Origin of the sequence: Actinomadura physcomitrii (assembly GCF_008923205.2) — a bacterium.
Classification (GTDB): domain Bacteria; phylum Actinomycetota; class Actinomycetes; order Streptosporangiales; family Streptosporangiaceae; genus Spirillospora; species Spirillospora physcomitrii.
In genome coordinates this window covers 104133-129242 of the sequence record NZ_WBMS02000008.1, presented here as the reverse complement: position 1 = coordinate 129242, position 25110 = coordinate 104133, and the positions used below count along the sequence as shown (strand labels likewise).

General features: G+C 72.7%; 24 protein-coding genes. 13 read left to right on the top strand and 11 right to left on the bottom strand.

The window, feature by feature from the left end; all coding sequences use genetic code 11:
• The first annotated feature begins 138 nt into the window (after window positions 1-138).
• The 5 genes from lpdA to lipB all read left to right on the top strand — a co-directional run bounded on the left by lpdA (window position 139) and on the right by lipB (window position 5765).
• Complete coding sequence (gene lpdA / locus F8568_RS12425; RefSeq protein WP_151593686.1) at window positions 139-1533, top strand: dihydrolipoyl dehydrogenase; 1395 nt, start codon at window positions 139-141, stop codon at window positions 1531-1533.
• 44 nt (window positions 1534-1577) lie between these two features.
• Window positions 1578-3080: a 2-oxoglutarate dehydrogenase, E2 component, dihydrolipoamide succinyltransferase gene (gene sucB, locus F8568_RS12420; RefSeq protein WP_151593685.1), complete on the top strand. Its 1503-nt coding sequence runs from the start codon at window positions 1578-1580 to the stop codon at window positions 3078-3080.
• Between the two features lie 148 nt (window positions 3081-3228).
• Window positions 3229-4116, top strand: coding sequence for a TIGR01777 family oxidoreductase (locus F8568_RS12415; RefSeq protein WP_151593684.1), 888 nt, complete (start codon window positions 3229-3231; stop codon window positions 4114-4116).
• Window positions 4117-4246: 130 nt separating this feature from the next.
• Complete coding sequence (locus tag F8568_RS12410; protein ID WP_151593683.1) at window positions 4247-4984, top strand: Type 1 glutamine amidotransferase-like domain-containing protein; 738 nt, start codon at window positions 4247-4249, stop codon at window positions 4982-4984.
• Between the two features lie 49 nt (window positions 4985-5033).
• Window positions 5034-5765: a lipoyl(octanoyl) transferase LipB gene (lipB, locus tag F8568_RS12405; protein WP_407924468.1), complete on the top strand. Its 732-nt coding sequence runs from the start codon at window positions 5034-5036 to the stop codon at window positions 5763-5765.
• A 29-nt stretch (window positions 5766-5794) separates the two neighbouring features.
• Here lipB and F8568_RS12400 read toward each other — a convergent pair whose 3' ends face one another.
• Window positions 5795-6304, bottom strand: a complete 510-nt coding sequence (locus F8568_RS12400) for a YfbM family protein (protein WP_151593682.1) — start codon at window positions 6302-6304, stop codon at window positions 5795-5797.
• Between the two features lie 205 nt (window positions 6305-6509).
• Here F8568_RS12400 and lipA point away from each other — a divergent pair, with 205 nt between their 5' ends.
• Both lipA and F8568_RS12390 read left to right on the top strand, forming a co-directional pair.
• Window positions 6510-7439: a lipoyl synthase gene (gene lipA / locus F8568_RS12395; protein WP_151593681.1), complete on the top strand. Its 930-nt coding sequence runs from the start codon at window positions 6510-6512 to the stop codon at window positions 7437-7439.
• 87 nt (window positions 7440-7526) lie between these two features.
• Window positions 7527-8222, top strand: a complete 696-nt coding sequence (locus tag F8568_RS12390) for a DUF4191 domain-containing protein (protein ID WP_151593680.1) — start codon at window positions 7527-7529, stop codon at window positions 8220-8222.
• A gap of 35 nt (window positions 8223-8257) precedes the next feature.
• Here the strand turns inward: F8568_RS12390 and F8568_RS12385 are convergent, their stop codons facing one another.
• Window positions 8258-8743 (bottom strand): RDD family protein, encoded by a 486-nt coding sequence (locus tag F8568_RS12385; protein ID WP_151593679.1) that lies wholly within the window; start codon window positions 8741-8743, stop codon window positions 8258-8260.
• Between the two features lie 176 nt (window positions 8744-8919).
• On the opposite strand from F8568_RS12385, the gene glnA reads away from it, so the two are divergent.
• The gene (glnA, locus tag F8568_RS12380) at window positions 8920-10344 is read left to right on the top strand and encodes a type I glutamate--ammonia ligase (protein WP_151593678.1); all 1425 of its coding nucleotides are present in this window, start codon (window positions 8920-8922) and stop codon (window positions 10342-10344) included.
• 184 nt (window positions 10345-10528) lie between these two features.
• Here the strand turns inward: glnA and F8568_RS12375 are convergent, their stop codons facing one another.
• Both F8568_RS12375 and F8568_RS12370 read right to left on the bottom strand, forming a co-directional pair.
• Entirely contained in the window at window positions 10529-10969 is a 441-nt protein-coding gene (locus F8568_RS12375) for a Rossmann-fold NAD(P)-binding domain-containing protein (protein WP_151593677.1), read from the bottom strand.
• Window positions 10903-11274, bottom strand: a complete 372-nt coding sequence (locus F8568_RS12370; protein WP_151593676.1) for an SDR family oxidoreductase — start codon at window positions 11272-11274, stop codon at window positions 10903-10905. Before F8568_RS12370 ends, F8568_RS12375 begins: the two co-directional genes overlap by 67 nt.
• On the opposite strand from F8568_RS12370, the gene F8568_RS12365 reads away from it, so the two are divergent.
• A complete protein-coding gene (locus F8568_RS12365; RefSeq protein ID WP_151593675.1) occupies window positions 11273-12409 on the top strand; it encodes a Fic family protein in 1137 nt (378 codons plus the stop codon). The genes F8568_RS12370 and F8568_RS12365 overlap by 2 nt on opposite strands.
• A 47-nt stretch (window positions 12410-12456) precedes the next feature.
• Here F8568_RS12365 and F8568_RS12360 read toward each other — a convergent pair whose 3' ends face one another.
• On the bottom strand, window positions 12457-12870 hold the full coding sequence (locus F8568_RS12360) for an SDR family NAD(P)-dependent oxidoreductase (protein WP_236008681.1): 414 nt from the start codon (window positions 12868-12870) through the stop codon (window positions 12457-12459).
• A 499-nt stretch (window positions 12871-13369) separates the two neighbouring features.
• On the opposite strand from F8568_RS12360, the gene F8568_RS12355 reads away from it, so the two are divergent.
• A complete protein-coding gene (locus F8568_RS12355) occupies window positions 13370-13693 on the top strand; it encodes a hypothetical protein (protein ID WP_160573599.1) in 324 nt (107 codons plus the stop codon).
• A gap of 78 nt (window positions 13694-13771) precedes the next feature.
• Window positions 13772-14164: an OsmC family protein gene (locus F8568_RS12350; protein WP_151593673.1), complete on the top strand. Its 393-nt coding sequence runs from the start codon at window positions 13772-13774 to the stop codon at window positions 14162-14164.
• A gap of 22 nt (window positions 14165-14186) precedes the next feature.
• Here the strand turns inward: F8568_RS12350 and F8568_RS12345 are convergent, their stop codons facing one another.
• Window positions 14187-15746: an alpha/beta hydrolase gene (locus F8568_RS12345; RefSeq protein WP_160573598.1), complete on the bottom strand. Its 1560-nt coding sequence runs from the start codon at window positions 15744-15746 to the stop codon at window positions 14187-14189.
• 319 nt (window positions 15747-16065) lie between these two features.
• Here F8568_RS12345 and F8568_RS12340 point away from each other — a divergent pair, with 319 nt between their 5' ends.
• A complete protein-coding gene (locus F8568_RS12340) occupies window positions 16066-16866 on the top strand; it encodes a phosphatase PAP2 family protein (RefSeq protein WP_328600837.1) in 801 nt (266 codons plus the stop codon).
• Window positions 16867-16957: 91 nt separating this feature from the next.
• Here F8568_RS12340 and F8568_RS12335 read toward each other — a convergent pair whose 3' ends face one another.
• From F8568_RS12335 to F8568_RS12315, 5 genes are all read right to left on the bottom strand, one after another.
• Window positions 16958-20023 carry a bifunctional [glutamine synthetase] adenylyltransferase/[glutamine synthetase]-adenylyl-L-tyrosine phosphorylase gene (locus tag F8568_RS12335; RefSeq protein WP_151593671.1) on the bottom strand — a complete coding sequence of 1022 codons (3066 nt, stop codon included), beginning with the start codon at window positions 20021-20023 and terminating at the stop codon, window positions 16958-16960.
• Between the two features lie 18 nt (window positions 20024-20041).
• Window positions 20042-21403, bottom strand: coding sequence for a glutamine synthetase family protein (locus F8568_RS12330; protein WP_151593670.1), 1362 nt, complete (start codon window positions 21401-21403; stop codon window positions 20042-20044).
• A gap of 81 nt (window positions 21404-21484) precedes the next feature.
• Window positions 21485-22309 carry an amino acid ABC transporter ATP-binding protein gene (locus F8568_RS12325; protein WP_151593669.1) on the bottom strand — a complete coding sequence of 275 codons (825 nt, stop codon included), beginning with the start codon at window positions 22307-22309 and terminating at the stop codon, window positions 21485-21487.
• Window positions 22306-23115, bottom strand: a complete 810-nt coding sequence (locus F8568_RS12320; protein WP_151593668.1) for an amino acid ABC transporter permease — start codon at window positions 23113-23115, stop codon at window positions 22306-22308. The genes F8568_RS12325 and F8568_RS12320 overlap by 4 nt, the downstream gene beginning before the upstream one ends.
• Window positions 23112-23930 (bottom strand): transporter substrate-binding domain-containing protein, encoded by an 819-nt coding sequence (locus tag F8568_RS12315; RefSeq protein WP_151593667.1) that lies wholly within the window; start codon window positions 23928-23930, stop codon window positions 23112-23114. Before F8568_RS12315 ends, F8568_RS12320 begins: the two co-directional genes overlap by 4 nt.
• Before the next feature lie 183 nt (window positions 23931-24113).
• Here F8568_RS12315 and F8568_RS12310 point away from each other — a divergent pair, with 183 nt between their 5' ends.
• On the top strand, window positions 24114-25106 hold the full coding sequence (locus tag F8568_RS12310) for a terpene synthase family protein (protein WP_202124839.1): 993 nt from the start codon (window positions 24114-24116) through the stop codon (window positions 25104-25106).
• Window positions 25107-25110 lie beyond the last annotated feature (4 nt).

Below are 25110 nucleotides of genomic sequence, written 5' to 3'. Positions count from 1 at the left end.
TTTTCGCGGGGGCCGCCCGGCACCGGCCGGGGCGGGACACAATAGATTCTCTCGTGGCGGTGGGGGCCCGTTGCAGGTTCGCCCCGCCCGAGGGCGCCGCGGCCCGCGCGGTGCCGTCTCCGGGAAAGGGAGCGTCCAGTGGCGAATAACGGCCCCTACGACATCGTGGTCCTGGGTGCCGGCAGCGGTGGCTACGCGTGCGCGCTGCGCGCCGCCGAACTCGGCAGGTCGGTCGCGCTCGTCGAGCGGGACGAGTCGCTCGGCGGGACGTGCCTCAACCGGGGCTGCATCCCCACCAAGGCGCTGCTGCACGCGGCCGAGGTGGCGGACCAGACCCGCGAGGCCGCGAAGTTCGGCGTCAGGGCGGTGTTCGAGGGCATCGACGTCGCCGGCGTGAACGCCTACAAGGACAAGGTCGTCTCCACGACCGTCAAGGGCCTCACCGGGCTGATCAAGTCGCGCGGCATCGAGGTCGTGCACGGCGAGGGCCGGCTCGCCGGCCCGACGACCGTCGAGGTCCGCACGCCCGCCGGCGAGACCCGCGCGCTGGAGGCCCAGCACATCGTGCTCGGCACCGGGTCGGCGCCGAAGTCGCTGCCCGGCCTGGAGATCGACGGCGAGCGCGTCATCTCCAGCGACCACGCGCTGCGGCTGGAGCACGTGCCGGGCTCGGTCGTCATCCTCGGCGGCGGCGTCATCGGCGTGGAGTTCGCCAGCGTGTGGCGCTCGTTCGGCGCCGAGGTCACCATCGTCGAGGCCCTCCCGCACCTGCTGCCGCTGGAGGAGGAGTCCAGCTCCAAGCGGCTCGAGCGGGCGTTCCGCAAGCGCGGCATCAAGTTCGAGCTCGGCACCCGGTTCGAGAGCGCCAAGACCACCCAGGGCGGCATCTCCGTCACGCTGGAGGGCGGCAAGGTCGTCGACGCGGAGCTGCTGCTCGTGGCGGTGGGCCGCGGGCCGGTCTCCGACGGCATCGGCCTCGCCGAGGCCGGCGTCGAGCTGGAGCGCGGCTACGTCAAGGTCGACGAGTACTGCCGCACCAGCGTCCCCACCATCTCGGCCGTCGGCGACCTGGTCGCCACGCCGCAGCTGGCCCACGTCGGCTTCGCCGAGGGCATCCTCGTCGCCGAGCGGCTCGGCGGGCTCGCCCCCGCGCCGATCGACTACGACGGCGTGCCGCGCATCACCTACTCCGATCCCGAGGTCGCCTCGGTGGGCATCACCTCCGCGGTGGCCCGCGAGCGCGGGTACGAGATCAACGAGGTCACCTACGACCTGGCCGGCAACCCCAAGAGCAAGATCCTGGGCACGCAGGGCGAGGTCAAGGTGATCGCGGCCGTGGACGGGCCGGTCCTCGGCCTGCACATGGTCGGCGCGCGCGTCGGCGAGCTGATCGCCGAGGGCCAGCTCATCTACAACTGGGAGGCCCTCCCGAGCGAGGTCGCCCAGCTGATCCACCCCCACCCGACCCAGTCCGAGGCGGTCGGCGAGGCGCATCTCGCGCTCGCCGGCAAGCCGTTGCACGTGCACGGCTGAACCACAACCGCGCACAGTATTTCTCTAAGGAGTCGCTGAGAGCCATGCCGGTCTCCGTCACTATGCCCCAGCTCGGCGAGAGCGTCACCGAGGGCACCGTCACCCGCTGGCTGAAGAAGGAGGGTGAGCGCGTCGAGACCGACGAGCCGCTTCTCGAAGTGTCGACCGACAAGGTCGACACCGAGATCCCCTCGCCCGCCTCGGGCATCCTGACCAGCATCACCGTCGCCGAGGACGAGACCGTCGAGGTCGGTGCCGAGCTGGCCGTCATCGGCGACGAGGGCGAGGCCCCGTCCGGCGCCCCGGCGCAGGACCAGGCGCCCGCCGCGCAGGAGGCCCCGGCGCAGGAGCAGGCCCCGGCGCCGCAGCCCGAGCCCGAGCCCGAGCCCCAGCAGCAGGCGCAGGCGCAGCAGGCCCCGCCGCCCGCGGCATGGCCGCCGCCCGCGCAGCAGCAGCCCGCCGCGCCGCCCGCCCCCGCGCCGCAGCAGCCCGCGGCCCCGGCTCCGGCCCCGGCGGCCCAGCAGCCCGCGCCCCCCGCGCAGGAGGCCGCGCCCGCCGGCGAGGGCCCGTACGTGACGCCGCTGGTCCGCAAGCTCGCCGCCGAGCACGACGTGGACCTGTCCACGGTGAAGGGCACCGGCGTCGGCGGCCGGATCCGCAAGCAGGACGTGCTGGAGGCCGCGCGCGCGGCGCAGGCCGCCCGCCAGCAGGCGCAGCAGCAGGCGCCCGCCGCTCCCGCCGCCGCGCCGGCGGCTCCGGCCCGTCCGGCCGGGCGGCACGCGGCCCCGGCGCCCGAGGGCGCCCCGGCCGAGCAGCTCGCGCTGCGCGGCCGCACCGAGAAGATGTCGCGGATCCGGCAGACGATCGCCCGCCGCATGGTGGAGTCGCTGCAGGTGTCGGCGCAGCTGACCACCGTGGTCGAGGTCGACATCACCAAGATCGCGCGGCTGCGCGAGCAGGCCAAGGCCGACTTCCAGTCCCGCGAGGGCGTCAAGCTGTCCTTCCTGCCGTTCTTCGCGCTCGCCACCATCGAGGCGCTGAAGGCGCACCCGAAGGTCAACGCCGTCATCGACAGCGAGACCAACGAGGTCACCTACCACGACGTGGAGAACCTCGGCATCGCCGTCGACGTGCCCGAGCGCGGCCTGATGGTCCCGGTCGTGCACAACGCCGGGCAGCTGAACCTCGGCGGCCTGGCGCAGCGGATCGCCGACCTCGCCGAGCGGACCCGCACCAACAAGGTCAGCCCGGACGAGCTGTCCGGCGGCACGTTCACCCTCACCAACACCGGCAGCCGCGGCGCGCTGTTCGACACCCCGATCCTCAACCAGCCGCAGGTCGGCATGCTCGGCACCGGCGCCGTCGTCAAGCGCCCCGCCGTCATCGACGACCCGGAGCTGGGCGAGGTCATCGCCGTCCGGTCCATGGTCTACCTGGCGCTGACCTACGACCACCGGCTGATCGACGGCGCCGACGCCGCCCGCTTCCTCGGCACCGTCAAGCACCGCCTGGAGGAGGGCAACTTCGAGGCCGACCTCGGCCTCTGACCCCTTCCGCACGTCCGGGACCCCGCCGCCCCACGCGGGCGGCGGGGTCTCGCGCGTTTCCGGGGAACTCCGGGAACGTCCCGGCGGAAACCCGGGACCGCGGTGAGAATCTCAGCATTCGGTGGCGCCGTCACCGTAGGGTGGTGACATGAGGGTGACCGTGACGGGCTCGTCGGGCCTGATCGGATCGGCGCTGGCGCGGGCGCTGCGGGAGGACGGGCACGACGTCGTGCGGCTGGTGCGCCGCGAGCCGTCGGCGCCCGACGAGGCGCGCTGGTCCCCGCCGGACGGCTGCGTGGAGGCGGCGGCGCTGGAGGGCGCCGACGCCGTCGTGCACCTGGCGGGCGCGGGCGTCGGCGACCGGCCGTGGACGAAGGCGTACAAGCGCCGGATCAGGGACAGCCGGCTCAACGGCACCCGGACGCTCGCGGAGGCGATCGCGGCGGCGGACCGCCGCCCGCCGGTGCTGGTGTGCGGCTCCGCGATCGGGTTCTACGGCGACACCGGCGGCCGGGAGGCCGACGAGAAGTCCCCGATGGGCACCGGGTTCCTCGCCGCGCTGGTGCGCGACTGGGAGGCCGCCGCCGCGCCCGCACGGGAGGCGGGGGTCCGGGTCGTCCACCCGCGCACCGGGGTGGTGCTGGCGCGCGGCGGCGGGATCCTCGGCCGGACGCTGCCGCTGTTCCGGCTCGGCGTCGGCGGCCGGCTCGGCGACGGCACGCAGTGGACGAGCTGGATCTCGCTCGCCGACGAGGTCGCGGCGCTGCGCTTCCTGATCGAGCACGAGGTGTCCGGGCCGGTGAACCTGACCGCCCCGGACCCGGTGACCAACGCCGCCTACACCGCGGCGCTCGCGCGGGCACTGCACCGCCCGGCGCGGCTGGCCGTCCCGAAGGCGCTGCTGCGGGCCGCGCTGCGCGACTTCGCCGACGAGGGCCCCCTGATCAGCCAGCGGGTGCTGCCGCGGCGGCTGGAGCAGGCCGGGTTCCGGTTCCGGCACCCGGACGTCGACTCCGCGCTCGCCGCCCTCCTTTGAGGCGCGCGCTCCCGGCGCGCCTCGGGCGCGGGCCCGCGGCGCGCCGAGACCAAGATTGGCTAAAGTCGCGGCCGCTCCCGCCCGGTGGCCATACGGTGACATTGAGAGAGCATGCCGACGTGGAGGGCGAATGAGCACCGACGGACAGCCGCACATCCTCGCCATCGGCGGGGGCACGTTCGTCCCGGACGGCCGGGAGGGCGTCGCGCCGAGCCCGCTGATGCGCTACGCGCTCGACCTGACCGGGCAGGACCGTCCCCGGATGTGCTTCCTGACGACGGCGGTCGGCGACGGCGCCGAGTACGTCGCGCGCTTCTACGCCGGGTTCTCCCAGCTGGACGCCGAGGTCAGCCACCTGTCGCTGTTCCCGATGCCGAGCGTCGCCGACATGCGCGAGCACCTGCTCACCCAGGACCTGATCTACGTGTCCGGCGGCAGCGTCGCGAACCTCCTCGCGCTGTGGCGGCTGCACGGGCTGGACGAGATCATGCGGGAGGCGTGGCAGGAGGGCGTGGTGCTGTCCGGGCAGAGCGCAGGCGCGCTGTGCTGGCACGCCGGCGGCAACACCGACTCCTTCGGCCCGCAGCTGCGGCCGCTCACCGACGGGCTCGGCTTCCTGCCGTACTCGTGCGGGGTGCACTACGACAGCGACCCGCAGCGCCGCCCGCTGCTGCAGCAGCTCGTCGGCGAGGGCACGCTGCCCGGCGGCTACGCGGCGGACGAGTCGGTCGGCCTGCACTACGTCGGCACCGAGTTCGTCCAGGCCGTGTCGTACAAGCAGGACGCGGGCGCCTACCGGGTCGAGCCGGACGGCCCCGGCACCGCGAAGGAGACCCGGCTGGAGCCCCGCCGGCTGGCGGCCCTCTGAGGAAGCGGTCCGCGGGCGGCATAGGCTGGCGTGCGTGAGTGATCTGGACGTGCGGGGGGCCGCACCCGAGACGCCCCCCGGCAAGGCGCCGGCGACCGGCCGGCTGGTGATCGTCCACGCGGGCTTCGGGACCGCGGCCGTCCCCTACCTGGACGGCTGGGACCTGCAGAAGCGCACGCACGCGCTGCGCGCCGACGAGGTGATCCCCGACACCGTGCTACTGATGGAGCACCAGCCGGTGTACACCGCGGGCAAGCGCACCGGGGATCTCGACCGGCCGTTCGGCGACCCCGGCGCCCCGGTCGTGGACGTCGACCGCGGCGGCAAGATCACCTGGCACGGCCCGGGGCAGCTGACCGGCTACCCGATCGTGCGGCTGCCCGACCCGTCGGACGTGGTCTCCTACGTGCGGCTGCTGGAGCGGATGATGATGGCGGTCTGCGCCGAGTTCGGCCTGGAGACCACCACCGTCGAGGGCCGCAGCGGGCTGTGGGTGCCCGGGACGCCCGACCGCAAGATCGGCTCGATCGGGATCCGGGTGGCGCGCGGCGTGGCCATGCACGGGTTCATGCTGAACTGCGACAACGACATGGGCTGGTTCGACAAGATCGTGCCGTGCGGGATCCGGGACGCCGGGTCCACGAACCTCAGCCGCGAGGTCGGCCGGGACGTCCCGGTCGCCGAGGTCACCCCGCTGGTGGAGCGCCAACTCGCCGAGGCGCTCGGCGCGCGGGAGACCCTGCACCGCACGACGGCCCAGCTCGCCGCCCTCGGCGCCTGAGCACCGCCTGCGCGCGGCCCGCGCGGCGGTCAGTGGTCGGGGAACATCACCTTGAAGACGGCGTGGCCCTCGTCCGCCGCGTCCCGGTAGAACGCGACCAGCGCCTCGTAGGCGGGCTTCAGGACGCGGTCGCGGGCCGCGGCGTCCATCCGGCCCGCGTCCTGCACGCCGGCCTGCACCATCACCGCCGGCTCGAAGCGGCCCGCGACGCCGCCGAACGGCGTGGCGGCCAGATGGTCGGCGGCGGGCTTCACCCGGTCCGGCGCCAGGTAGATCACGTCCATGCCGAGCTCGTCGGCGCCGTCCTCGGTGAGCAGCCGGCCGCCGCACACCACGTCGGCCTCCGGCTGGCGCCCCTCCCACGGGTCGCCGGTCACCAGGTAGTGCAGCGCCTGCCACGCCCCGCCGACGTCCAGCGGCGCGACCGGCACGCGGCGCCGCCAGTCCGGCTCGCCGAACACGCGGCGGGCGACCCGGGCGGGATCCGGCTCACCCTCCAGCACCGGCGGCACCCTGAGGTACGACATTGCCAGACCCACTGCGGTCCTCCATGCGAACGCTGTTGCGTGACGACAGGGAGTCACCCTAGAGAGAACCGCCGGCGGCCATGGACCGAAACACGCGAATCGACGGTGTGAGCGGGGTAACGTCACACGTTCGAGATCGGTCCGATACGGGTGCGTTAACCCGGGGGCGGCCAGGCCGCGATGTGCCGGTGCGCAGATCGCGACGTACCCTGAACGGGTGACGACGGTGACACCCGAGGGGCGCAAGCTCCTGCGCATAGAGGCCCGCAACAGCCAGACCCCGATCGAGCGCAAGCCCGAGTGGATCAAGACGCGGCTGAAAATGGGCCCGCAGTACAAGGAGCTCATCGGGCTGGTGAAGTCCGAAGGCCTGCACACGGTGTGCCAGGAGGCGGGCTGCCCCAACATCTTCGAATGCTGGGAGGACCGCGAGGCCACCTTCCTCATCGGCGGCGACCAGTGCACCCGGCGCTGCGACTTCTGCCAGATCGACACCGGCAAGCCCGCCGCGTTCGACCGGGACGAGCCCTGCCGCGTCGCCGAGTCCGTGGCGGCGATGGGCCTGAAGTACGCCACCGTCACCGGCGTCGCCCGCGACGACCTGGCGGACGGCGGCGCCTGGCTGTACGCCGAGACGGTCCGGCGGATCCACGCCGCCGTCCCCGGCTGCGGCGTCGAGCTGCTGATCCCCGACTTCAACGCCGTCCCCGAGCAGCTCGCCGAGGTCTTCTCCGCCCGTCCCGAGGTGCTCGCGCACAACGTCGAGACCGTCCCGCGGATCTTCAAGCGGATCCGGCCCGGGTTCCGCTACGAGCGCTCCCTCGAGGTGATCACCAAGGCCCGGCAGGACGGCCTGGTCACCAAGTCGAACCTGATCCTCGGCATGGGCGAGACCCGCGAGGAGGTCTCCGCGGCACTGCGCGACCTGCACGAGGCGGGCTGCGAGCTGGTCACCATCACCCAGTACCTGCGGCCGAGCCCCCGCCACCACCCGGTGGAGCGGTGGGTGAAGCCCGAGGAGTTCGTCGAGCTGAACGCCGAGGCCGAGGAGATCGGCTTCGCGGGCGTCATGTCGGGTCCGCTCGTCCGCTCCAGCTACCGCGCCGGACGCCTCTACAAGCAGGCCGTCGAGGCCCGCCGGGGCTGATTTCGGCGGTCCCGGCCGTCCTCGCCTGCGTTTCGCTGCGCGAGGACGGTGTCGGGACCGGGGTCCCGGCCGACTATCCTTGGGTTCATGTCGAAAACGCCCGCGGACGGGAGCCAGGAGCGTCCGGGCCGCCTCAAGCAGATCCGCATGGTCGCCCAGGTGCTCCGCCAGGCCGACCCGAAGGCCCTTCCGATCGTCGCCGCGTCGGCGCTCGGCACCCTGATCGTCGTCATCGTGATCGGGCTGGTGATCGGCTGGCTGTGGTTCTTCGTCCCGCTGGGCATCCTGGCCGGCGCGGCCGTCGGCATGATCGTCTTCGGTCAGCTGGCGCAGCGCGCGCAGTACAAGGTGATCGCCGGGCAGCCCGGCGCCGCCGCCGCGGTGCTGAAGAACATGCGCGGCGACTGGACGGTCACCGAGGCGGTCAGCGGCAACCGCAACCTCGACATGGTGCACCGCGTGGTGGGCCGTCCCGGCGTCATCCTCGTCTCCGAGGGCCCGCGCAACCGGGTCGGGCAGCTGCTGGGCGCGGAGAAGAAGCGGATCTCCCGCGCCGCGCAGCAGGTGCCGATCTACGACGTGCAGGTCGGTGACGACGACGAGCAGATCGACGTCGGCAAGCTGCAGCGGCACCTGATGAAGCTGCCCCGCAACCTCACCAAGGCGCAGGTCGCGGAGCTGAACGACCGGCTCCAGGCGCTGCCGCGGTCGATGCAGATGCCGAAGGGCCCGATCCCGAAGGGCGCGAAGATGCCGAAGGGTCCCAAGCCCAAGATGCGGTGACCGTACCGAGATGAAGCGCCCCTTCGGGGGCGCTTTCACATATTCACGACGGCGGTGCCGGACGCGCGGTCGTGCATGCCGCGGTAGTCGCGGTCCCAGATCAGCGCGGGCACGACGAGGACCAGCAGCAGCGACCGCGCGAACCCCATGATGAACCCGACGGGGCGGCCGTCCAGCCGCACGACCCGGATGCCGCACAGCCGCTTGCCGATCGTGGTGCCGATCGTCGCGGTGAGCAGCCACGCCTGCACCCCGAAGATCACCAGCGTCCACAGGCTGCGCTGCGGCGCCGACCAGTCGAGGGCGCTCGCGAGCCCGCTCGCGACCAGCGTCGACAGCGCCCAGTCGATGAACAGCGCGAGCAGCCGGCGGCCGTAGGACGCGACGGCGCCGCTCCCGCTCTCCGGGAGCCCCAGGCGCTCGCCTGGACGGCCGAGGTCGGCACCCGCCGCGCGCGCGCCGCCGAGCCACGTCTGCGTCCAGCGGGGCCGTGCGGCCTGCTGCTCTTTACCACCGCTCATGGCCTCTACGCTATCCGCTCCCCCGGCGGGTTCCGACCCGGCTCCCCCGGGGGAGGAACCACCTCGGAGCAGGACGCCCGGTGACCCGCGTAACACAGCCGAAACATATGGGACACGGCCGGGAAACGGCCCGGCCGTAGCCTGCGAGATGCCCAAGAGCGCACCAAGGAGGCTGGATGTTCAGCAGCGCCGAAGAGGTCCTGAGCTATCTCAGGGACGAAGGTGTTCGGTTCGTCGACTGCCGGTTCGTGGACCTGCCGGGCAAGATGCAGCACTTCACGTTCCCCGTCGAGAACTTCGGCGAGAGCGTCTTCACCGAGGGGCTGATGTTCGACGGCTCGTCGGTGCGCGGGTTCCAGGAGATCCACGAGTCGGACATGCTCCTGCTGCCCGACCCCGCCACCGCCGTGGTGGACCCGTTCCGCCAGCACAAGACCCTCATCCTGAACTTCTTCGTGCACGACCCGCTCACGGGCGAGCCGTACAGCCGCGACCCGCGCAACATCGCCCGGAAGGCCCAGGACTACCTGCGCGGCACGGGCATCGCCGACACGATCTACTGCGGTCCCGAGGCCGAGTTCTACATCTTCGACGACGTCCGCTTCGAGACGAAGCAGAACGCCGGCTACTACTACCTCGACTCGGTCGAGGGCGCCTGGAACACCGGACGCGAGGAGGACGGCGGCAACCTCGGCGCCAAGCCCCCCTACAAGGGCGGCTACTTCCCCGTCCCGCCGATGGACCACTACACCGACCTGCGCTCGGAGATGGTCGCGCAGCTCATCGACTCCGGCATCGCCGTCGAGATGCAGCACCACGAGGTCGGCACCGCCGGCCAGGCGGAGATCGACTTCCGGTTCGACACGCTGCTGAAGACCGCCGACAACCTGCTGCTGTACAAGTACATCGTCAAGAGCGTCGCGCGGAAGGCGGGCAAGACCGTCACGTTCATGCCGAAGCCGATCTTCGGTGACAACGGCTCCGGCATGCACGTCCACCAGTCGCTCTGGAAGGACGGCTCGCCGCTGTTCTACGACGAGGTCGGCTACGCGGGCCTGTCGGACGTCGCCCGGCACTACATCGGCGGCCTGCTCCGGCACGCTCCGTCCCTGCTGGCCTTCACGAACCCGACGGTGAACAGCTACCACCGGCTCGTCCCGGGCTTCGAGGCGCCGGTCAACCTCGTCTACTCGCAGCGCAACCGGTCGGCGTGCATCCGCGTCCCGATCACCGGCTCGAACCCGAAGGCCAAGCGGATCGAGTTCCGCGTGCCGGACCCGTCCTGCAACCCCTACCTCGCCTTCTCGGCGATGCTGATGGCGGGCCTGGACGGCATCAAGAACAAGATCGAGCCGCCGGAGCCGATCGACAAGGACCTCTACGAGCTGCCGCCCGAGGAGGCCCGGGCGATCCCGCAGGTCCCCGGCTCGCTGCCGGCCGTGCTGGAGGCTCTGGAGGCCGACCACGACTACCTGCTGGAGGGCGGTGTCTTCACCCCGGACCTCATCGAGACCTACGTCACGATGAAGCACGAGTTCGAGATCGACCCGATCCGGCTGCGCCCCCACCCCCACGAGTTCGAGATCTACTACGACGTGTGACCGTCGTTCCGGACGGCCCGCGAGGACGCCTCGCGGGCCGTCCGCGTTCGCGGGGTCAGCCGATCCGGCGGGTGTAGACGACGCGGTCGACCAGGCGTTCGCGCTGGCCGGGCGGGGTGAAGTACAGTGGCGGCCCCGGTCAGCCCGAGGATCGCGGCGGCGGCGAGGGGAAGGGCGAGTTTCTTCAGCATGATCGGCTTCCTCGGTGCCAGGCGAAGGACGCGGCGTGCGCGGCGGCCCACTGCTCGAAGGTCCGGGGCGGGCGGCCCGTCACGTCGCGGACGGTGGTGGTGACGACCGATTCGTCCAGCGAACCGGCCACGTAGAAGTCGAAGAACGCGTCGACGTACTTCTCGGGCATGTTCTGGAGCATCTCGGCGCGGGCCTCGTCGTCCGGCTGGGCGTCCAGCCGCAGGTCGCGGCCCAGCACGCCGGCGAGGATGCGCAGCCGGTCGGCGGGCCGCAGCGGCTCCGGGCCGGTGACGCGGAGCACGCGGCCCCGCTGGTCGTCCCGGAGCAGCGCGGCGGCCGCGACGGCGCCGATGTCGGCCGGGTCGATCACCGCGATCGGCACCCCGGCGAACGGCGCGCGGACCGCGTCCCCGGCCTTGAGCTGCGGGTCCACTCGAACGTGTTGGACATGAACCCGCTCGGCCGCACGATCGTCCAGGCGAGTCCCGAGGCGCGGACCGCATCCTCCGACTCGATCATGTAACGGGTGACGGCGTTGGTCATGTCGCCCGACTCGGCCGACGACCCGGACAGCAGCACGACGTGCTCGACCCCGGCGCGTCCCGCCTCGGCGAGCAGCTCGGCCATGCCCTCGTAGCCGGGCAGCAGGAACAGCCCGCGCACGTCCGCCAGGGCCGGCGCGAGCGTCTTTCCGTGGTGTTTTGATTTAATGATTGCGTCATCATATTGTGACGACATGCTGTATCCCACGCCGGCCCTTACCGCAGAGGACCAGCGCGTCCTTGCCGAGATCGAGCGGATGCGCGAGGCCCTGCGACACCAGGTGCGCACCACATCCTCGAAGTGGACGGCGGGTTTGCGGAAGTTCCTCACCGCCGATGCGGTGGCGGCCTCCAACTCCATCGAAGGATTCAAAGTCGCGACGGCTGACGTCGCGGACCTGATGGAAGGCGAGCGCGACGTCGACGTCTCTGACGAGAACCGCGAGGAGACCCTCGCCTACCAGCGGATGATGACCTACATCCAGACGCTCCACGACGTCGAGGACTTCGCCTTCGGCAAGGGCTTCCTCAACGCCCTGCACTGGATGCTCCAGGGGCATCGCCACACTGCGCGCAAGCCGGCCGGCCAATGGCGCCGGGGACCCGTCTACGTGAGGGATGCGCGCGATCCCAGCATCGCCGTCTACACCGCGCCGGACGCCGGCGAAGTCCCGGGGCTCATGGACGAACTGGTCGACTGGCTCAACACCCGGGACGGCACCCACCCGCTGGTCCGGGCAGCCATGGCCCATCTGCATCTCGTGTCCGTGCATCCATGGCCGGACGGCAACGGACGCATGTCCCGCTCACTGCAGACGCTGATGATCGCCCGGGAAGGCGTGCTGGCCCCGGAGTTCTCGTCCATCGAGGCCTGGCTCGGACGCCCGGGCAACACCTGGGAGTACTACCGGGCGCTGGCCCGCCGCGGTGCGCGCTACCTGCCGGCACAGGACGTGTCGGAATGGGTGCGCTTCAACCTCACCGCGTACCACCAGCAGGCGCAGACCGTACAGGGCCGGCTCGACCGGGCCGGACGTGTCTGGAACACGCTGGCCGGGTTCGCGGACCGGGCCGGCCTGGACGAACGGACCGTTTCAGCGCTGCACGACGTGGCCATGGCCGGACGCGTACGCCGCCTCCGCTACGAGCACGCCGAAGGTCTCAGCGTCCAGCAGGCGCAGCGCGACCTGCGCGACCTCGTCACCGCCGAGATCCTGGCACCCGTCGGACGCACCCGCGCCCGCTACTACACGTCCGGCCCCCGCTTCCCCCAGCAGGCACTGGACATCGCGAACACCCCGATGACCTTGACCGAGCCCTACCCGTCCTGATCACCTCGGGTCACGAGGCGAAGGACGCGGCGCGTCCGCGTGACCGCTCAGGCCGTCGCGTCTTCAAGCGCGGGCATCGGGACGGCGTGCTCGGCGGCGCGGCTGGTCTCCTCCCAGGCGGCCCAGGTGTCCATGCGCCTGCGCGAGATGTCGAAGGCCAGGTCGTAGACCATGCTCCCGAGGAGCAGGCGCAGCGGCGGGTCGTCGCTGTCCACCAGCTTGAGCAGCGCTTCCGCGGCCAGCCGGAGCTCGCTGTCCGCCGAGCTCTCGGCGAACATGCGCTCCAGATCGGCGCGCAGCGGCGCGTACGCCTCGATCGGCGTCGTGCTGTGCATGGCGGTGTACAGGTCGGTCCAGTAGCCGCCCGGCTGGAGGATGCTGACCTTGACCCCGAACCCGGCGGCCTCCTGCGCGAGGGCCTCGCTCATGCCCTCGAGCGCGAACTTGCTCGCGGCGTACATGCCCGAGAGCGGGAAGCCCGCCAGCCCGCCGATGCAGGTTGTAGACCTGCGCGAGCAGCGAGAGGGCGCGGCGCCGCTGCGCGCCCTCGTACGCGCGGACGGCGCGCTTGGCGTCCCTGATCAGGTCCGGCAGCAGCGCGCCGAGCACGGTGCGGTGGTCGGGCGCGGCGTGCCGGGCGCGCCACGCCGCGTCCAGCCTGGACTGGAGGTGGGCGAGCGGTGGGGGCGGGTCGGTCAGCGAGACGGCGACGGCGTTGATCGCGTCGCGGACGGCGCCGAGCGCGGGATGCCCGGGGCCCCGGAACATCCTCGTGGGCATCGGGCCGCCGCCTTTCGAGGGGTGTTCCTTCAGGTTAGGCTCCGTGGGCGGGGGCGAGGACGAAGTCCTGGTGGTGGGTGCGGGGAGCTTTCTGGACGGATCGGGCGCTGCGCGGGTGGTGCGGGGGCGCGGCGCTGGCATCATGAGCCGGGAGATCGCGGCGGAGGGAGCGGCGGGCGGATGGCGGGCGAGCCCAAGGAGGTCCTGCGGAACGGTCGCGTTCTGCTGGACGCCGCCCATGCCCTCATCGCTGATCATCGCCGCGCGGTCGCGGACGTGCACGGGGCGCTGGCCCCGCTGCGCGCTGAGGCGGCGCGCGAGCAGTTGGCAGAGATCCCGGTCGCGCGGTTGAAGGACGTCACGGACGGCCGACTGCGCCTGACGCCGCTCGCGCGCACGCCGGACGCGGTGGACGTCTCCGAGCAGGCCCTGGCGCGGCGGATCGTCCAGGAGGAGCAGGAACGGCTCGGCACGGCGCGGCGCGAGGAGGACGCGGCGCCGTGAGAGCGGGAAGAAGCATCGTGTCCGGCGTGTTCGGGCAGGCGGGCCCGGTACGGGCCGCCGAGGATCGGAGGGGATGACATGGCCGAGGTCAGGGTGGAGCGCACCGAGGACGGCTTCCAGGCCGTCAACGGGCGGGGCGCCCGCGTCGCCATCGGGGACGGGGACACCGAGGGCGTGTTCACGCCGGTCGAGCTGCTGGTGGCGGCGCTCGGCGGCTGCGAGCTGGTGACGGTGGAGCCGCTGACGGCGCAGCGCGGGCACCGGATGGCGCGGCTCGCCGCGACCGTCCAGGCCGACAAGGTCGAGACGAGCAAGCTCGGCACGATCACGGTCACCTACGACGTCGAGCTGCCCGAAGGCGACGAGAAGGCCGAGGACGTCCTGAAGGCGGTGGCCAAGCGCGTCCACGAGCGGTACTGCACCGTCGGGAACGCGCTGAAGGAGCCGATGAAGGTCGAGCAGATCGTCTGACGCCGCGCCCGCGGGCGCCGGGTCAGTCGCACGTCGCGCCGTCCGCCGGGAGCAGCCCGTCCAGCAGGTAGGAGTCCACGACGCGGCGGACGCAGGCGTCGCCGGAGTCGTACGCGCCGTGCCCCTCCCCCTTGAGGGTGAGGAGCGCGGCGCGGCCGCCGAGCGACTTCACCAGCGCGGACGCCCACGCGTACGGGGTGGCGGGGTCGCCGGTGTTGCCGACGACCAGGATCGGCGCGGCGGACGGCGCCGACACCTCCCGGGCCGCGTCGTCGCCCTTCACCGGCCAGCCCGTGCACTGCAGCAGCCCCCACGCCATCGACGGACCGAACACCGGCGAGGCCTTGCGGAACTCCGGCATCAGCCGGCGGACGTCCGCGAGGGTGTAGCGGTCGGTGCCGTCCGCGCAGGTGATCGCGGTGTTCGCGGCCGTCAGGTTGGCGTAGGAGCCGTCGCCGCGGCGGCCGTTCTGCAGGTCGGCGAGCATCAGCAGGAGCGTCCCGTCATGGCGCTTGACCGCGTCGACGAGGCCCTGCGCGAGGTAGGGCCAGGCCTGCTTGCTGTAGAGGCCCGCGGCGGCGCCCGTGTCGCCGAGGCTCTGGGTGAGCCTGCGGCCCCCGGACGTCTTGAGCGGCTTGCGGTCGAGGCCGGCGAGGATCTTGCCGGTGGCCGCCGCGACGGACTCGCCGTCGCCGCCGAGCGGGCACGCCTTCGCGCCGAGCCGGGCGCACGCCGCACCGAAGCCGACCAGGGCGCGCTGGAACCCGGCGGCCTGCTGCAGGGCGAGGTCCGCGCTGGTCAGCCGCGTGTCGACGGCCCCGTCCAGCACGGCGCGGCCGACGTTGCCGGGGAACTGGTGGGCGTAGTTGCCGCCGAGCCACGTGCCGTAGGAGACCCCGAAGTAGTTCAGCTTCGGATCGCCGACGGCGGCGCGGATCGCGTCCACGTCGCGGGCGGCGCTGAGCGTCCCGACGTGGGGCAGCAGCCTCCCCGACGCGGCCTGGCACGCCTTCGCGTAGGACGCGCGGCGGGCGAGGTGGGCGGTCTCCTCCGCGGCGGTGTCGGGCGTGTCGTCCTCGGCGGTGATCTGGTCCATGGTCCGGTCGTTCACGCAGGTGACCGGGGAGCTGCGGCCGACGCCGCGCGGGTCGAAGCCGATCAGGTCGTAGCGGGCGTTGAGGGCGGTGTACTCGGCCGCGGCCCGCGCGAGGGTGCCGACGCCGTCGCCGCCGGGCCCGCCGAAGTTGAACAGCAGCGACCCGAGCCGGCGGCCCGGGCCCGTCGCCGGGATCTTCACCAGCGCGATGCCGATCGTCCCCGCGGAGGGGGCGGCGTAGTCCAGCGGAACCGTCAGGGTCGCGCACCGGTAGCGGGACTGCGAGACGCCGGGGTCGGGGGCCGGCAGGCCGGCGCAGCGCTTCCACTGCGGCTTCGAGACGGTGCGGTCCACGGCCGCGGCGGTGCGGACGGCCGCCGCCCGGCCCGCGCGGTCCGCCCACCCGGAGCACGAGATCAGTCCGAATGCGGCCAGCGTGGCGGTGCTTGCGGTCGCGATGCCGGGTATGGACCCGATCAAGGCCATTCGTCCCCCTGCTCGTTCGTGGGGGGCCGAACGTGATCTACCCATGGCCTCCTATGCTGACTCCTGATCAAGTTCACAGGCTCCGAACGGAGGCAGGACCCCGGCGCCCCGGGGCCCCTCCCCCGAAAGTCCGGATGCCGCGTCAGGGTCGTACTACTCAGGTCTGAGACGAAGACCATTCGCGGCGGTGATCTCAAAAGGGGGCCGCGAGGCAAAGATAGGTAACATGGCTCATTCCGCCCCCCAGGCAGCGCACCGAGGCCGGTCCGGTACCGGCCGTGGTGAGCCGCGAAGCAGCGCCGCGACGAAGCGGCCCCGGGTGCTCACGGCGCCTCCGGTGTGGCGCGAGCTGCTCCTGCTCGTGCTCTTCTACACGGGCTATACGCTCACGCGCATCGTCCTGGTTCAGGACGGCACCGGCCCGGCGTTCACGCACGCCCACCAGATCCTGCATGCGGAGAAGCTGCTGGACCTGGACGTGGAACTGGGCCTGAACAAGACGCTGATCAACGCGCCGTGGCTGGCCCGCACCGCCAACATGTTCTACGCCACCATGCACTTCATCCTGACGGCGCTGGTCGTCGTCTGGCTGTACCGGTACCGGCCGCGGGAGTACCGCTGGCTGCGCACCGGGATCATGGCGGCCACCGCGCTCGCGCTGATCGGCTTCTGGCTCTACCCCCTCGCGCCGCCGCGGTTCCTGCACAGCGCCGGGTTCGTCGACCCGGTCACCGCGCTGCACTCCTTCGGGCTGTACTCCAGCGACGCGTCCGGCAGCCTCACCAACCAGTACGCCGCGATGCCGTCGATGCACGCCGGCTGGGCGCTGTGGTGCGGGTTCGTGCTGGTCAAGTTCGTCTCGCAGCGCTGGGCGAAGGTCCTCGGGGTGATCTACCCGGCCACCACCGTGTTCGTGATCCTGTCGACCGCCAACCACTACGTGCTGGACGCCGTGGTCGGGATGGCGCTGATCGGCGGATCACTCGGGGTCGCCTGGCTGCTCTACACCCGCTGCCCGCAGCCCGTCATCGACCTGCGGGACCGGGCCGTCCAGCGGATCCGGCACCCGCACGGCGGCACCGCCCGCCGCGCCGACTCCGCCGCCGGCTCCCGCTGCTGACCCGGCCTCAGTATCTCTGTGGGGGGACGACCCCCCACACCCCCGGCAAAAGCCGACTGACCGTCGACCTCCGCTCCGCTCCAGTCGCCGGTCAGTCCCCCCCGTAGAACACCCGGTCCACCACGGCGCGGGCGCGGCGGGCGTGCCGGCGGTAGTCCTCCAGCAGGTCCCCCGTCCCCGGGTAGCCGAGGACGCGGCTGACGGCGGTGCGCTCCCGGTGGTGGTCGGTCGGCAGCAGGTCCGACGCCCGGCCCCGCACCAGCATGAGCGAGCCGCGGATCCGCGTCGCCAGGCACCACGCGTCCGCCAGCACCACCGCGTCCTCGCGGTCGAGCAGCCCGGCCTCCGCCGCCGCCTCCAGCGCCGCGAGGGTCCGGGTGGTGCGCAGCGCCGGGACGTCGTGCGCGTGCCGCATCTGCAGCAGCTGCGCGACCCACTCCACGTCCGACAGGCCGCCCGGGCCGAGCTTGATGTGCAGCCGGCGGTCCACGCCGCGCGGCAGCCGCTCGGACTCCATCCGCGCCTTCAGCCGCCTGATCTGCCGCAGCGCGTCGTCGCCGACGCCCTCCTCCGGCCAGCGGATCGGGTCGATCAGCGCGCGGAACCGCTCGCACAGCCCCGGGTCGCCGATGACCGGGTCGGCGCGCAGCAGCGCCTGCGCCTCCCACGGCTGCGACCAGCGCCGGTAGTACGCCGCGTACGAGGCGAGCGTGCGGACGAGCGGCCCCTGCCGGCCCTCCGGGCGCAGGTTCGGGTCGATCTCCAGCGGCGGGTCGGGGGCGGGCAGCGCCAGCAGCCGGCGCAGCTCCTCGGCGACGGCGTGCGCGGCGCGGCCCGCGGCCCGCTCGTCCGCGCCGGGACACGGGTCGTGCACGAACATCACGTCGGAGTCGCTGCCGTAGCCGAGCTCGTGGCCGCCGAACCGGCCCATCGCGACCACCGCCACCCGGGTCGGCAGCGGCTCCCGCGCCTCCATCTCGATCTTGTTGACGGCGGCCCGCAGCGCGGCCTCGATCGTGATCGCGGCGATGTCGGTGAGGGCCGCGCCGACCGTCTCCACGTCGGCGAGGCCGAGCAGGTCGGCGACCGACACGCGGAACAGCTCGCGGCGGCGCAGCCCGCGCACGACCGCGACCGCCTCCTCCGCGGGCCCGCCGCCCTCGGCGTGCCGGCGGGCCGCGGCGAGCATCTCGGCCCGCAGCGCCTCGTGCGGGCGCGGCGCCAGCCCGTCGGCGGCGCCGAGCAGCGCCACCGCCTCGGGGGCGCGCAGCAGCAGGTCGGTAGCGTACCGGCTGGACCCGAGCACCCACGCCATCCGCTCGGCGACGCTGACGTCGTCGCGCAGCAGCCGCAGGTACCAGGGGGTGGTGCCGAGCGCGTCGCTGACCTGCCGGAACCCCAGCAGCCCGGCGTCCGGGTCGGGCGCGTCGGCGAACCAGCCGAGCATCACCGGCAGCAGCGTCCGCTGGATCGCGGCGCGCCGCGACACGCCCGAGGTGAGCGCCTCGATGTGCCGCAGGGCGCCCGCCGGGTCGCCGTAGCCGAGCGCCTCCAGCCGGGCGCGGGCGGCCTCCGGGGTGAGCCGGGCCTCCTCCCCGGGGAGCCGCGCGACGGCGCGCAGCAGCGGCCGGTAGAACAGCTTCTCGTGGATGCGGCGGACCTCGCGGGCGTGCCGCCGCCACAGCGCTGTGAACTCGCCGACCGGGTCGGTGCGCAGGCCGAGGGCCCGGCCGAGCCGCCGCAGGTCCGCCTCGTCGTCCGGGACGAGGTGGGTGCGGCGCAGGTGGTGCAGCTGGATCAGGTGCTCGACGCGCCGCAGGAACCGGTACGCCGACGCCAGCGCCGCCGCGTCGTCGCGGCCGACGTAGCCGCCCTGCGACAGCTCGGCGAGGGCGTCCAGGGTGTTCGGGCCGCGCAGCGCGTCGTCGGCGCGGCCGTGCACGAGCTGCAGCAGCTGCACCGCGAACTCGACGTCGCGCAGCCCGCCCGGGCCGAGCTTCAGCTGCCGCTCGGCGTCGCCGGTGCGGCGGTCCAGGTCCTTCTCGACGCGGCGCCGCATGTCCTGGACGTCCTGGACGAAGCTCTCGCCCTCGGCGGCCTTCCAGACGATCGGGGTGATCGCCTCCAGGTAGCGGGCGCCGAGCTCCGCGTCGCCCGCGACGGGGCGGGCCTTCAGCAGCGCCTGGAACTCCCAGGTCTTGGCCCACCGCTCGTAGTAGGCGCGGTGGCTGGCGAGGGTCCGCACGAGCGGGCCCGCCTTGCCCTCGGGACGCAGCGCCGCGTCCACCTCCCAGAGGGCGCCCTCCGCGGTCGAGGCCGAGCAGGCCCGCATCATCGCCGAGGCCAGCCGGGTCGCGGTGCGCAGCGCGGCGTCCTCGTCCGCGCCCTCGCGCGCTTCCGCCACGAAGATCACGTCGACGTCGCTGACGTAGTTGAGCTCCCGGCCGCCGCACTTGCCCATGCCGATCACCGCGAGCCGGCAGGCGGCGTGCCCGCCGACCTGCGCGCGGCCGATCGCGAGGCCCGCCTCCAGCGCGGCGGCGGCGAGGTCGGCCAGCTCGGCGGCGACCTCCGCGACGTCCGCGGCGCCGATCAGGTCGCGGCCCGCGAGCGACAGCAGCCGCGCCCGGTACGCGGCGCGCAGCGCGACGAGCGTCTCCGGGCCCGCGCCGGACGCCACCGGCTCCTCGACGGCCGGGTCGGCGCCCACCGCCTCCAGCAGCGCCGCGCGCAGCGCGCCCGCGGACGGGCGGCCCGGCTCTCGCGGTGCTTCCGGTTCGGCGGGCGCGCCGTCGTCGCGCAGGACCCGCCAGTGCCCGGGATGCCGGACGAGATGGTCGCCGAGGGCGTCGCTGACCCCGAGGACGGCGGCGATCCGCTCCCGCGTGCCCGGTTCGGCGCGCAGCGCGGCACGCAGCTCCGCGCCGCGGCCGCGCTCGTCCGCCGACGCCAGCACCCGCAGCAGCCCGTGCAGCGCGAGGTCGGGGTCGGCGGTGCCGCCGAGGGCGTCGAGGAGGTCGTCACCGATCCAGGCGCCGGCGTCCTGCTCTGCCTCCAGCAGCAGCCGCTCGGCCCGCCCCGCGTCGGTGAAACCGAGCCGCGCCAGCCGGCCGGCGAGGGACGGACGGCGGCCGGCGGAGGTGAAGGGCTCGCTCACGTTCCAACCGTATTCCGGTCAGAGCACCGACAGCAGCCTCTTGCGCTCGAACTCGGTCACCTGCCGCCGGTAGTCCTCCCATTCCTGGCGCTTGTTGCGCAGGAAGAAGTCGAACACGTGCTCGCCGAGGACGTCGGCCATCAGCTCGCTGCGTTCCATCGCGTGCACGGCCTCGTCCAGGTTCTGCGGCAGCGGCTCGATGCCGAGCGCGCGCCGCTCGGCCGGGGTGAGCGCCCACACGTCGTCCTCGGCGCCCTGCGGCAGCTCGTAGCCCTCCTCGATGCCCTTGAGCCCGGCGCCGAGGATCGCCGCGAACGCCAGGTAGGGGTTGGCGGCGGTGTCCAGCGACCGGAACTCGATGCGGGTCGAGTGGCCCTTGTGCGGCTTGTACATCGGCACCCGGACGAGCGCCGACCGGTTGTTGTGGCCCCAGCAGATGTAGGACGGGGCCTCTCCCCCGGCGCCCGCCGCGGACCCGACGTTGCCCCACAGCCGCTTGTAGGAGTTGACCCACTGGTTGCAGACCGCGGTGATCTCGGCGGAGTGCCGCAGCAGGCCCGCGATGAACGCGCGGCCGACCTTGGACAGCTTGAACTCCGCGCCCGGCTCGAAGAACGCGTTGCGGTCGCCCTCGAACAGCGACATGTGGGTGTGCATGCCGGAGCCGGGGTGGTCGGTGAACGGCTTCGGCATGAACGTGGCGTGCACGCCCTGGTCGAGCGCGACCTCCTTCATCACCAGCCGGAACGTCATGATGTTGTCGGCGGTGGTGAGGGCGTCGGCGTACCGCAGGTCGATCTCCTGCTGGCCGGGGGCGCCCTCGTGGTGGCTGAACTCCACCGAGATCCCCATCGCCTCCAGCATCATGATCGCGTTGCGCCGGAAGTCGTGCGCCGCGCTGTGCGGGGTGTGGTCGAAGTAGCCGCCCGAGTCCGCCGGGTCGGGCTCGCGGCCGTCCTCCGGCTTGTCGTTGAGCAGGAAGAACTCGATCTCAGGGTGGGTGTAGAAGGTGAACCCGAGGTCGGCGGCGCGGGCCAGTGCCCGCTTGAGCACGTAGCGCGGGTCGGCGAAGCTCGGCGTGCCGTCCGGCATCAGGATGTCGCAGAACATCCGGCCGACGCCGGGCGACTCCGAGCGCCACGGCAGCACCTGGAACGTGGACGGGTCCGGCTTGGCGATCATGTCGGCCTCGTACACCCGGGCGAAGCCCTCGATCGCCGACCCGTCGAAACCGATGCCCTCGCCGAAGGCGCCCTCCAGCTCGGCGGGCGCCACGGCCACCGACTTCAGGAAACCGAGCACGTCGGTGAACCACAGCCGAATGAAGCGGATGTCGCGCTCCTCCAGCGTGCGGAGCACGAACTCCTGCTGACGGTCCAAAGCCTTCTCCCTCGGTGACGCGGTGCCGGCCGCACTCGTCCGGCCCAGTCTGCAGTATGCCCGGACGCTGTTACCGCGACGTTACGCGTTCGCCCCATCTGAACCGAACTTATCCGACGGACCGGAACCTTCCACCCGGGCGGCCGCCGGATCGAGCACCCGGGACAGGAACCCGCGGGTCCGCTCGTGCTCCGGATCGGCGATCACCCGGGACGGCGGGCCCTCCTCGACGACCACGCCGCCGTCCATGAACACGACCCGGTCGGCGACCTCGCGCGCGAACGACATCTCGTGGGTGACGACGAGCATGGTCATGCCGGTCTCGGCGAGGCCGCGCATGACGCCGAGCACGTCGCCGACCAGCTCGGGGTCCAGCGCGGACGTCGGCTCGTCGAACAGCATCACCTCGGGGCCCATCGCGAGCGCGCGGGCGATCGCCACGCGCTGCTGCTGGCCGCCGGACAGCTGCGCCGGATAGGAGCCGACCTTGTCGGCGAGCCCGACCCGCTCCAGGTTCTCCCGAGCGATCCGCTCGGCCTCCGCCCTGTCGCGCTTCAGCACCTTGCGCTGCGCGATCGTGACGTTGCCGAGCGCGGTCAGGTGCGGGAACAGGTTGAACGACTGGAACACCATGCCGATCCGGCGGCGCACCGCGTCGATGTCGACGTCGGGATCGGTGACCTCCACGCCGCCGACGCGGACCGTCCCCGCGGACGGCTCCTCCAGCAGGTTCACGCAGCGCAGCAGCGTCGACTTGCCCGACCCGGACGGGCCGATGACGCACACCACCTCGCCGCGCTCGACGTGGAAGTCGATGCCGCGCAGCACCTCGTTCGCGCCGAACGACTTGCGCAGCCCGCTGATCTCGACGGCCCGGCCGGTGCCGGCCGTGTCCGGTGCGCTCATCGCCGCTCCCTGCGCTGCCGCGCCTCCAGCCGCCTCGCCAGCAGGCTCAGCGGAATCGTGATGATCAGATAGCAGATGCCCGCCACGATGATCGGCGTGGTGTTGCCCTGCTGGCCGGCGAGGTCCCGGCCGAACTTGGTGAGCTCGCGCTGCTCCAGCGTGATGCCGAGGAACAGCACCAGCGAGGAGTCCTTGCACAGCAGCACCAGCTCGTTGGTGAGCGGCGGGATGATGATCGACCGCATCGCGCGGCCCTGCGACATGCCGAGCGAGCGCGCCGCCTCCAGCTGCCCGCGCGGGACGGCCTCGATGCCGGCCCGGATCGTCTCGGCCATGTACGCGGCGGCGGCCAGCCCGAGCGCGAGGCCCGCCTGCCCGACCGCGCCGCCCGGGATGGTCGTGCCGGGGAACGCCAGCGGCACGCCGACGCCGACGAAGATGAAGATCAGCAGCAGCGGCAGGCCGCGGAACATCTCGATGTAGGCCGTCGCGAACCAGCGGTACGGCAGCACGGGCGACAGCCGCATCAGCGCGATGACCAGGCCCAGCACCAGCCCGATGCCGAACCCGACCGCCGTGTAGAGGGCGGTGTTGCGCAGCCCGACGGTGATGATGTCGGGGAACAGGCCCTTGGCGACCTGCCAGTTGGCGAAGTTCGTGTGCAGCTGCGGCCAGTTCGCGAGGGCCGCGATCAGCACGACGACGACGATGAACAGCCCGTACTGGCCCCCGAGCGACAGCCGCCGGCGGCTCCGGCGGGACAGCCCGCCGGGGCGCGCCGGTGCGGCCGCCTGCTCCGCGGTCACGACGGCTTACCGGCGGCGGCCGGCATTGGACCGATCCACTTCTCGTAGATCCGCTTGTAGGTGCCGTCCTGCTTGGCCTGCTCGATCGCCTGGTTCGTCAGCTCGACCAGTTTCTTGTTGTAGTCCTTGCGGATCCAGAATCCGTACTGCTCGCCGGTGTTGAGGTTCGCGACGATCTCGTACTTGGCGTTCGCCGGGTCCTTCAGCCAGCCCTTCACGACGGGGTCGTCCTGCACGATCACGTCCACCTGGCCGGTGCGCAGGCCGTCCAGCTCGGCGTTGGAGTTGTCGAACGACGACGGGTCGAACCCCTTGCCCTTGACGAAGTCCTCGCCGGTGGTGCCGGCCTGCGAGCCGAGCTTCAGCTTCCGGGCCTTGACGTCGTCCAGGCTCGCGATGCCGCTGCCCTTCTTCGCCATCAGCGACTGCGTGGCGTCGAAGTACGGCTCGCTGACGTCCATGAACTTCACCCGGTCCGGCTTGATCGTCATGCCGCCCATGACGATGTCGCACTTGCCGGCGTTCAGCGCCGCGCCCGTCTTCATCGTCTCGAACGGGGTGTCGACGACCTTCTGCGTCACCCCGAGCTTCTTGGCGACGAGGTCGATCATGTCGACGTCGAAGCCGACCACCTTGCCGCCCTGCTCCACCTGGAACGGCGGGTAGGGCAGGTGGGTGCACGACGTCAGCGCGCCCTTCTTGATCAGCTTGACGCCCTGCACGGTCGCGCCGTCACTGCCGCCGCACGCCGAAGCGGTCAGCGCAAGGGCGGCGACGCCCGCGCTAAGTGCCCAACGCCTGGTCCGTCTGGACACGTTTCCTCCTGAGTCGAGCTCTTCGCGATCACCGAACTATGCCATGCCACCCCGGGCGCGGGGCATACCCCACGCTGACCCTCCCCGCCCGGCGTTTCCCGAGAATTGACGTTGCGATCATGGTCCGGCCGGACGTTGATCATTAGCGTGGGCCGTGTCGTGGACATCTCTCTTCTACTCTCGATGACCGACCGGGCCGCCGCGCTGGCCGCCCCGTCGGCCATGCACCCGGAGTCCTGGCAGCTGGGCGCGCAGGTGGAGGCCTGGGCGCGCGGCCGCGGCCTGGTGCTCGGAGATCCGGACACCTCGCCGCTCGGCCGCGCCCGCTGCGAGCGACTGGCCGCCCGCGTCTTCCCGGACGCGGACCTGGCCGCCGTCGACCTGTTCGCGCGCTGGCTCACCTGGGCGCTCGCGCTGGACGACACCCTCGACCATCCGCCGCTCGCCGACAGCGGCAGCGCCGTGCACGCGCTGTACGACGACCTGCTGCGCGCGATGCGCCGCGGCCACGCCAGGCCCGGCGCCCGCCCGCTGGAGTCCGCGCTGGTCGAGCTCTGGCAGGACACGTCCAAGGGCATGAGCCGCGACTGGCGGCGCCGGTTCATCCTGCAGCTCGAGGCGCACCGCGACGGCTGCGCCGAGGAGGCCGTCAACCGGCGCATCCGGCACGTCCCGACGCCGGCGGAGTACCCGGCGCTGCGCCGCCGGGCCTGCGGGCCGTTCCTGTACGACCTCGTCGAGCCGGTGCTCGGCGTCGAGCTGCCCGCGCGGCTGCTGCGCACGCCCCGCTGGCTGACGGTGGCCGAGAGCGTCGCGGACGTCGTCGCCTGGTCCAACGACCTCGCCTCGCACGAGATGGAGTCCGCCCGGGGCGACGTGCACGGCCTGCCGGCCGTCCTCGCGGCGGCGCACCGGCTGGCCCCGGAGCAGGCATCCGCCCTGGTCGTCGACAAGATCGGGGCGCGGCTGGAGCAGGCGTGGCAGGCGGCCCGCCGGCTGCCGGAGATGCTCGACCGGCTGCAGCTGACGGTCGCGCAGCGCGCCGCCGCCGCGCAGGTCGTCAAGGTCCTGCTGGACGTCCCGCGCGCCCACATGGACTGGCTCGCCGAGTCCGGCCGCTACGAGTCCGCCGCGCCGTCCCAGCTCCGCCTGGACGCCCTCGCCTCACTCCGCTGAGGCG

What these genes read in the sequence shown, in the direction of transcription:
- sucB (WP_151593685.1), top strand. Translation starts at nt 1,578, where the DNA reads ATGCCGGTCTCCGTCACTATGCCCCAGCTCGGCGAGAGCGTCACCGAG.
- F8568_RS12415 (WP_151593684.1), top strand. Translation starts at nt 3,229, where the DNA reads ATGAGGGTGACCGTGACGGGCTCGTCGGGCCTGATCGGATCGGCGCTG.
- F8568_RS12410 (WP_151593683.1), top strand. Translation starts at nt 4,247, where the DNA reads ATGAGCACCGACGGACAGCCGCACATCCTCGCCATCGGCGGGGGCACG.
- F8568_RS12390 (WP_151593680.1), top strand. Translation starts at nt 7,527, where the DNA reads ATGTCGAAAACGCCCGCGGACGGGAGCCAGGAGCGTCCGGGCCGCCTC.
- F8568_RS12385 (WP_151593679.1), bottom strand. Translation starts at nt 8,743, where the DNA reads ATGAGCGGTGGTAAAGAGCAGCAGGCCGCACGGCCCCGCTGGACGCAG.
- glnA (WP_151593678.1), top strand. Translation starts at nt 8,920, where the DNA reads ATGTTCAGCAGCGCCGAAGAGGTCCTGAGCTATCTCAGGGACGAAGGT.
- F8568_RS12365 (WP_151593675.1), top strand. Translation starts at nt 11,273, where the DNA reads ATGCTGTATCCCACGCCGGCCCTTACCGCAGAGGACCAGCGCGTCCTT.
- F8568_RS12370 (WP_151593676.1), bottom strand. Translation starts at nt 11,274, where the DNA reads ATGTCGTCACAATATGATGACGCAATCATTAAATCAAAACACCACGGA.
- F8568_RS12360 (WP_236008681.1), bottom strand. Translation starts at nt 12,870, where the DNA reads ATGTACGCCGCGAGCAAGTTCGCGCTCGAGGGCATGAGCGAGGCCCTC.
- F8568_RS12355 (WP_160573599.1), top strand. Translation starts at nt 13,370, where the DNA reads ATGGCGGGCGAGCCCAAGGAGGTCCTGCGGAACGGTCGCGTTCTGCTG.
- F8568_RS12350 (WP_151593673.1), top strand. Translation starts at nt 13,772, where the DNA reads ATGGCCGAGGTCAGGGTGGAGCGCACCGAGGACGGCTTCCAGGCCGTC.
- F8568_RS12345 (WP_160573598.1), bottom strand. Translation starts at nt 15,746, where the DNA reads ATGGCCTTGATCGGGTCCATACCCGGCATCGCGACCGCAAGCACCGCC.
- F8568_RS12325 (WP_151593669.1), bottom strand. Translation starts at nt 22,309, where the DNA reads ATGAGCGCACCGGACACGGCCGGCACCGGCCGGGCCGTCGAGATCAGC.
- F8568_RS12310 (WP_202124839.1), top strand. Translation starts at nt 24,114, where the DNA reads ATGACCGACCGGGCCGCCGCGCTGGCCGCCCCGTCGGCCATGCACCCG.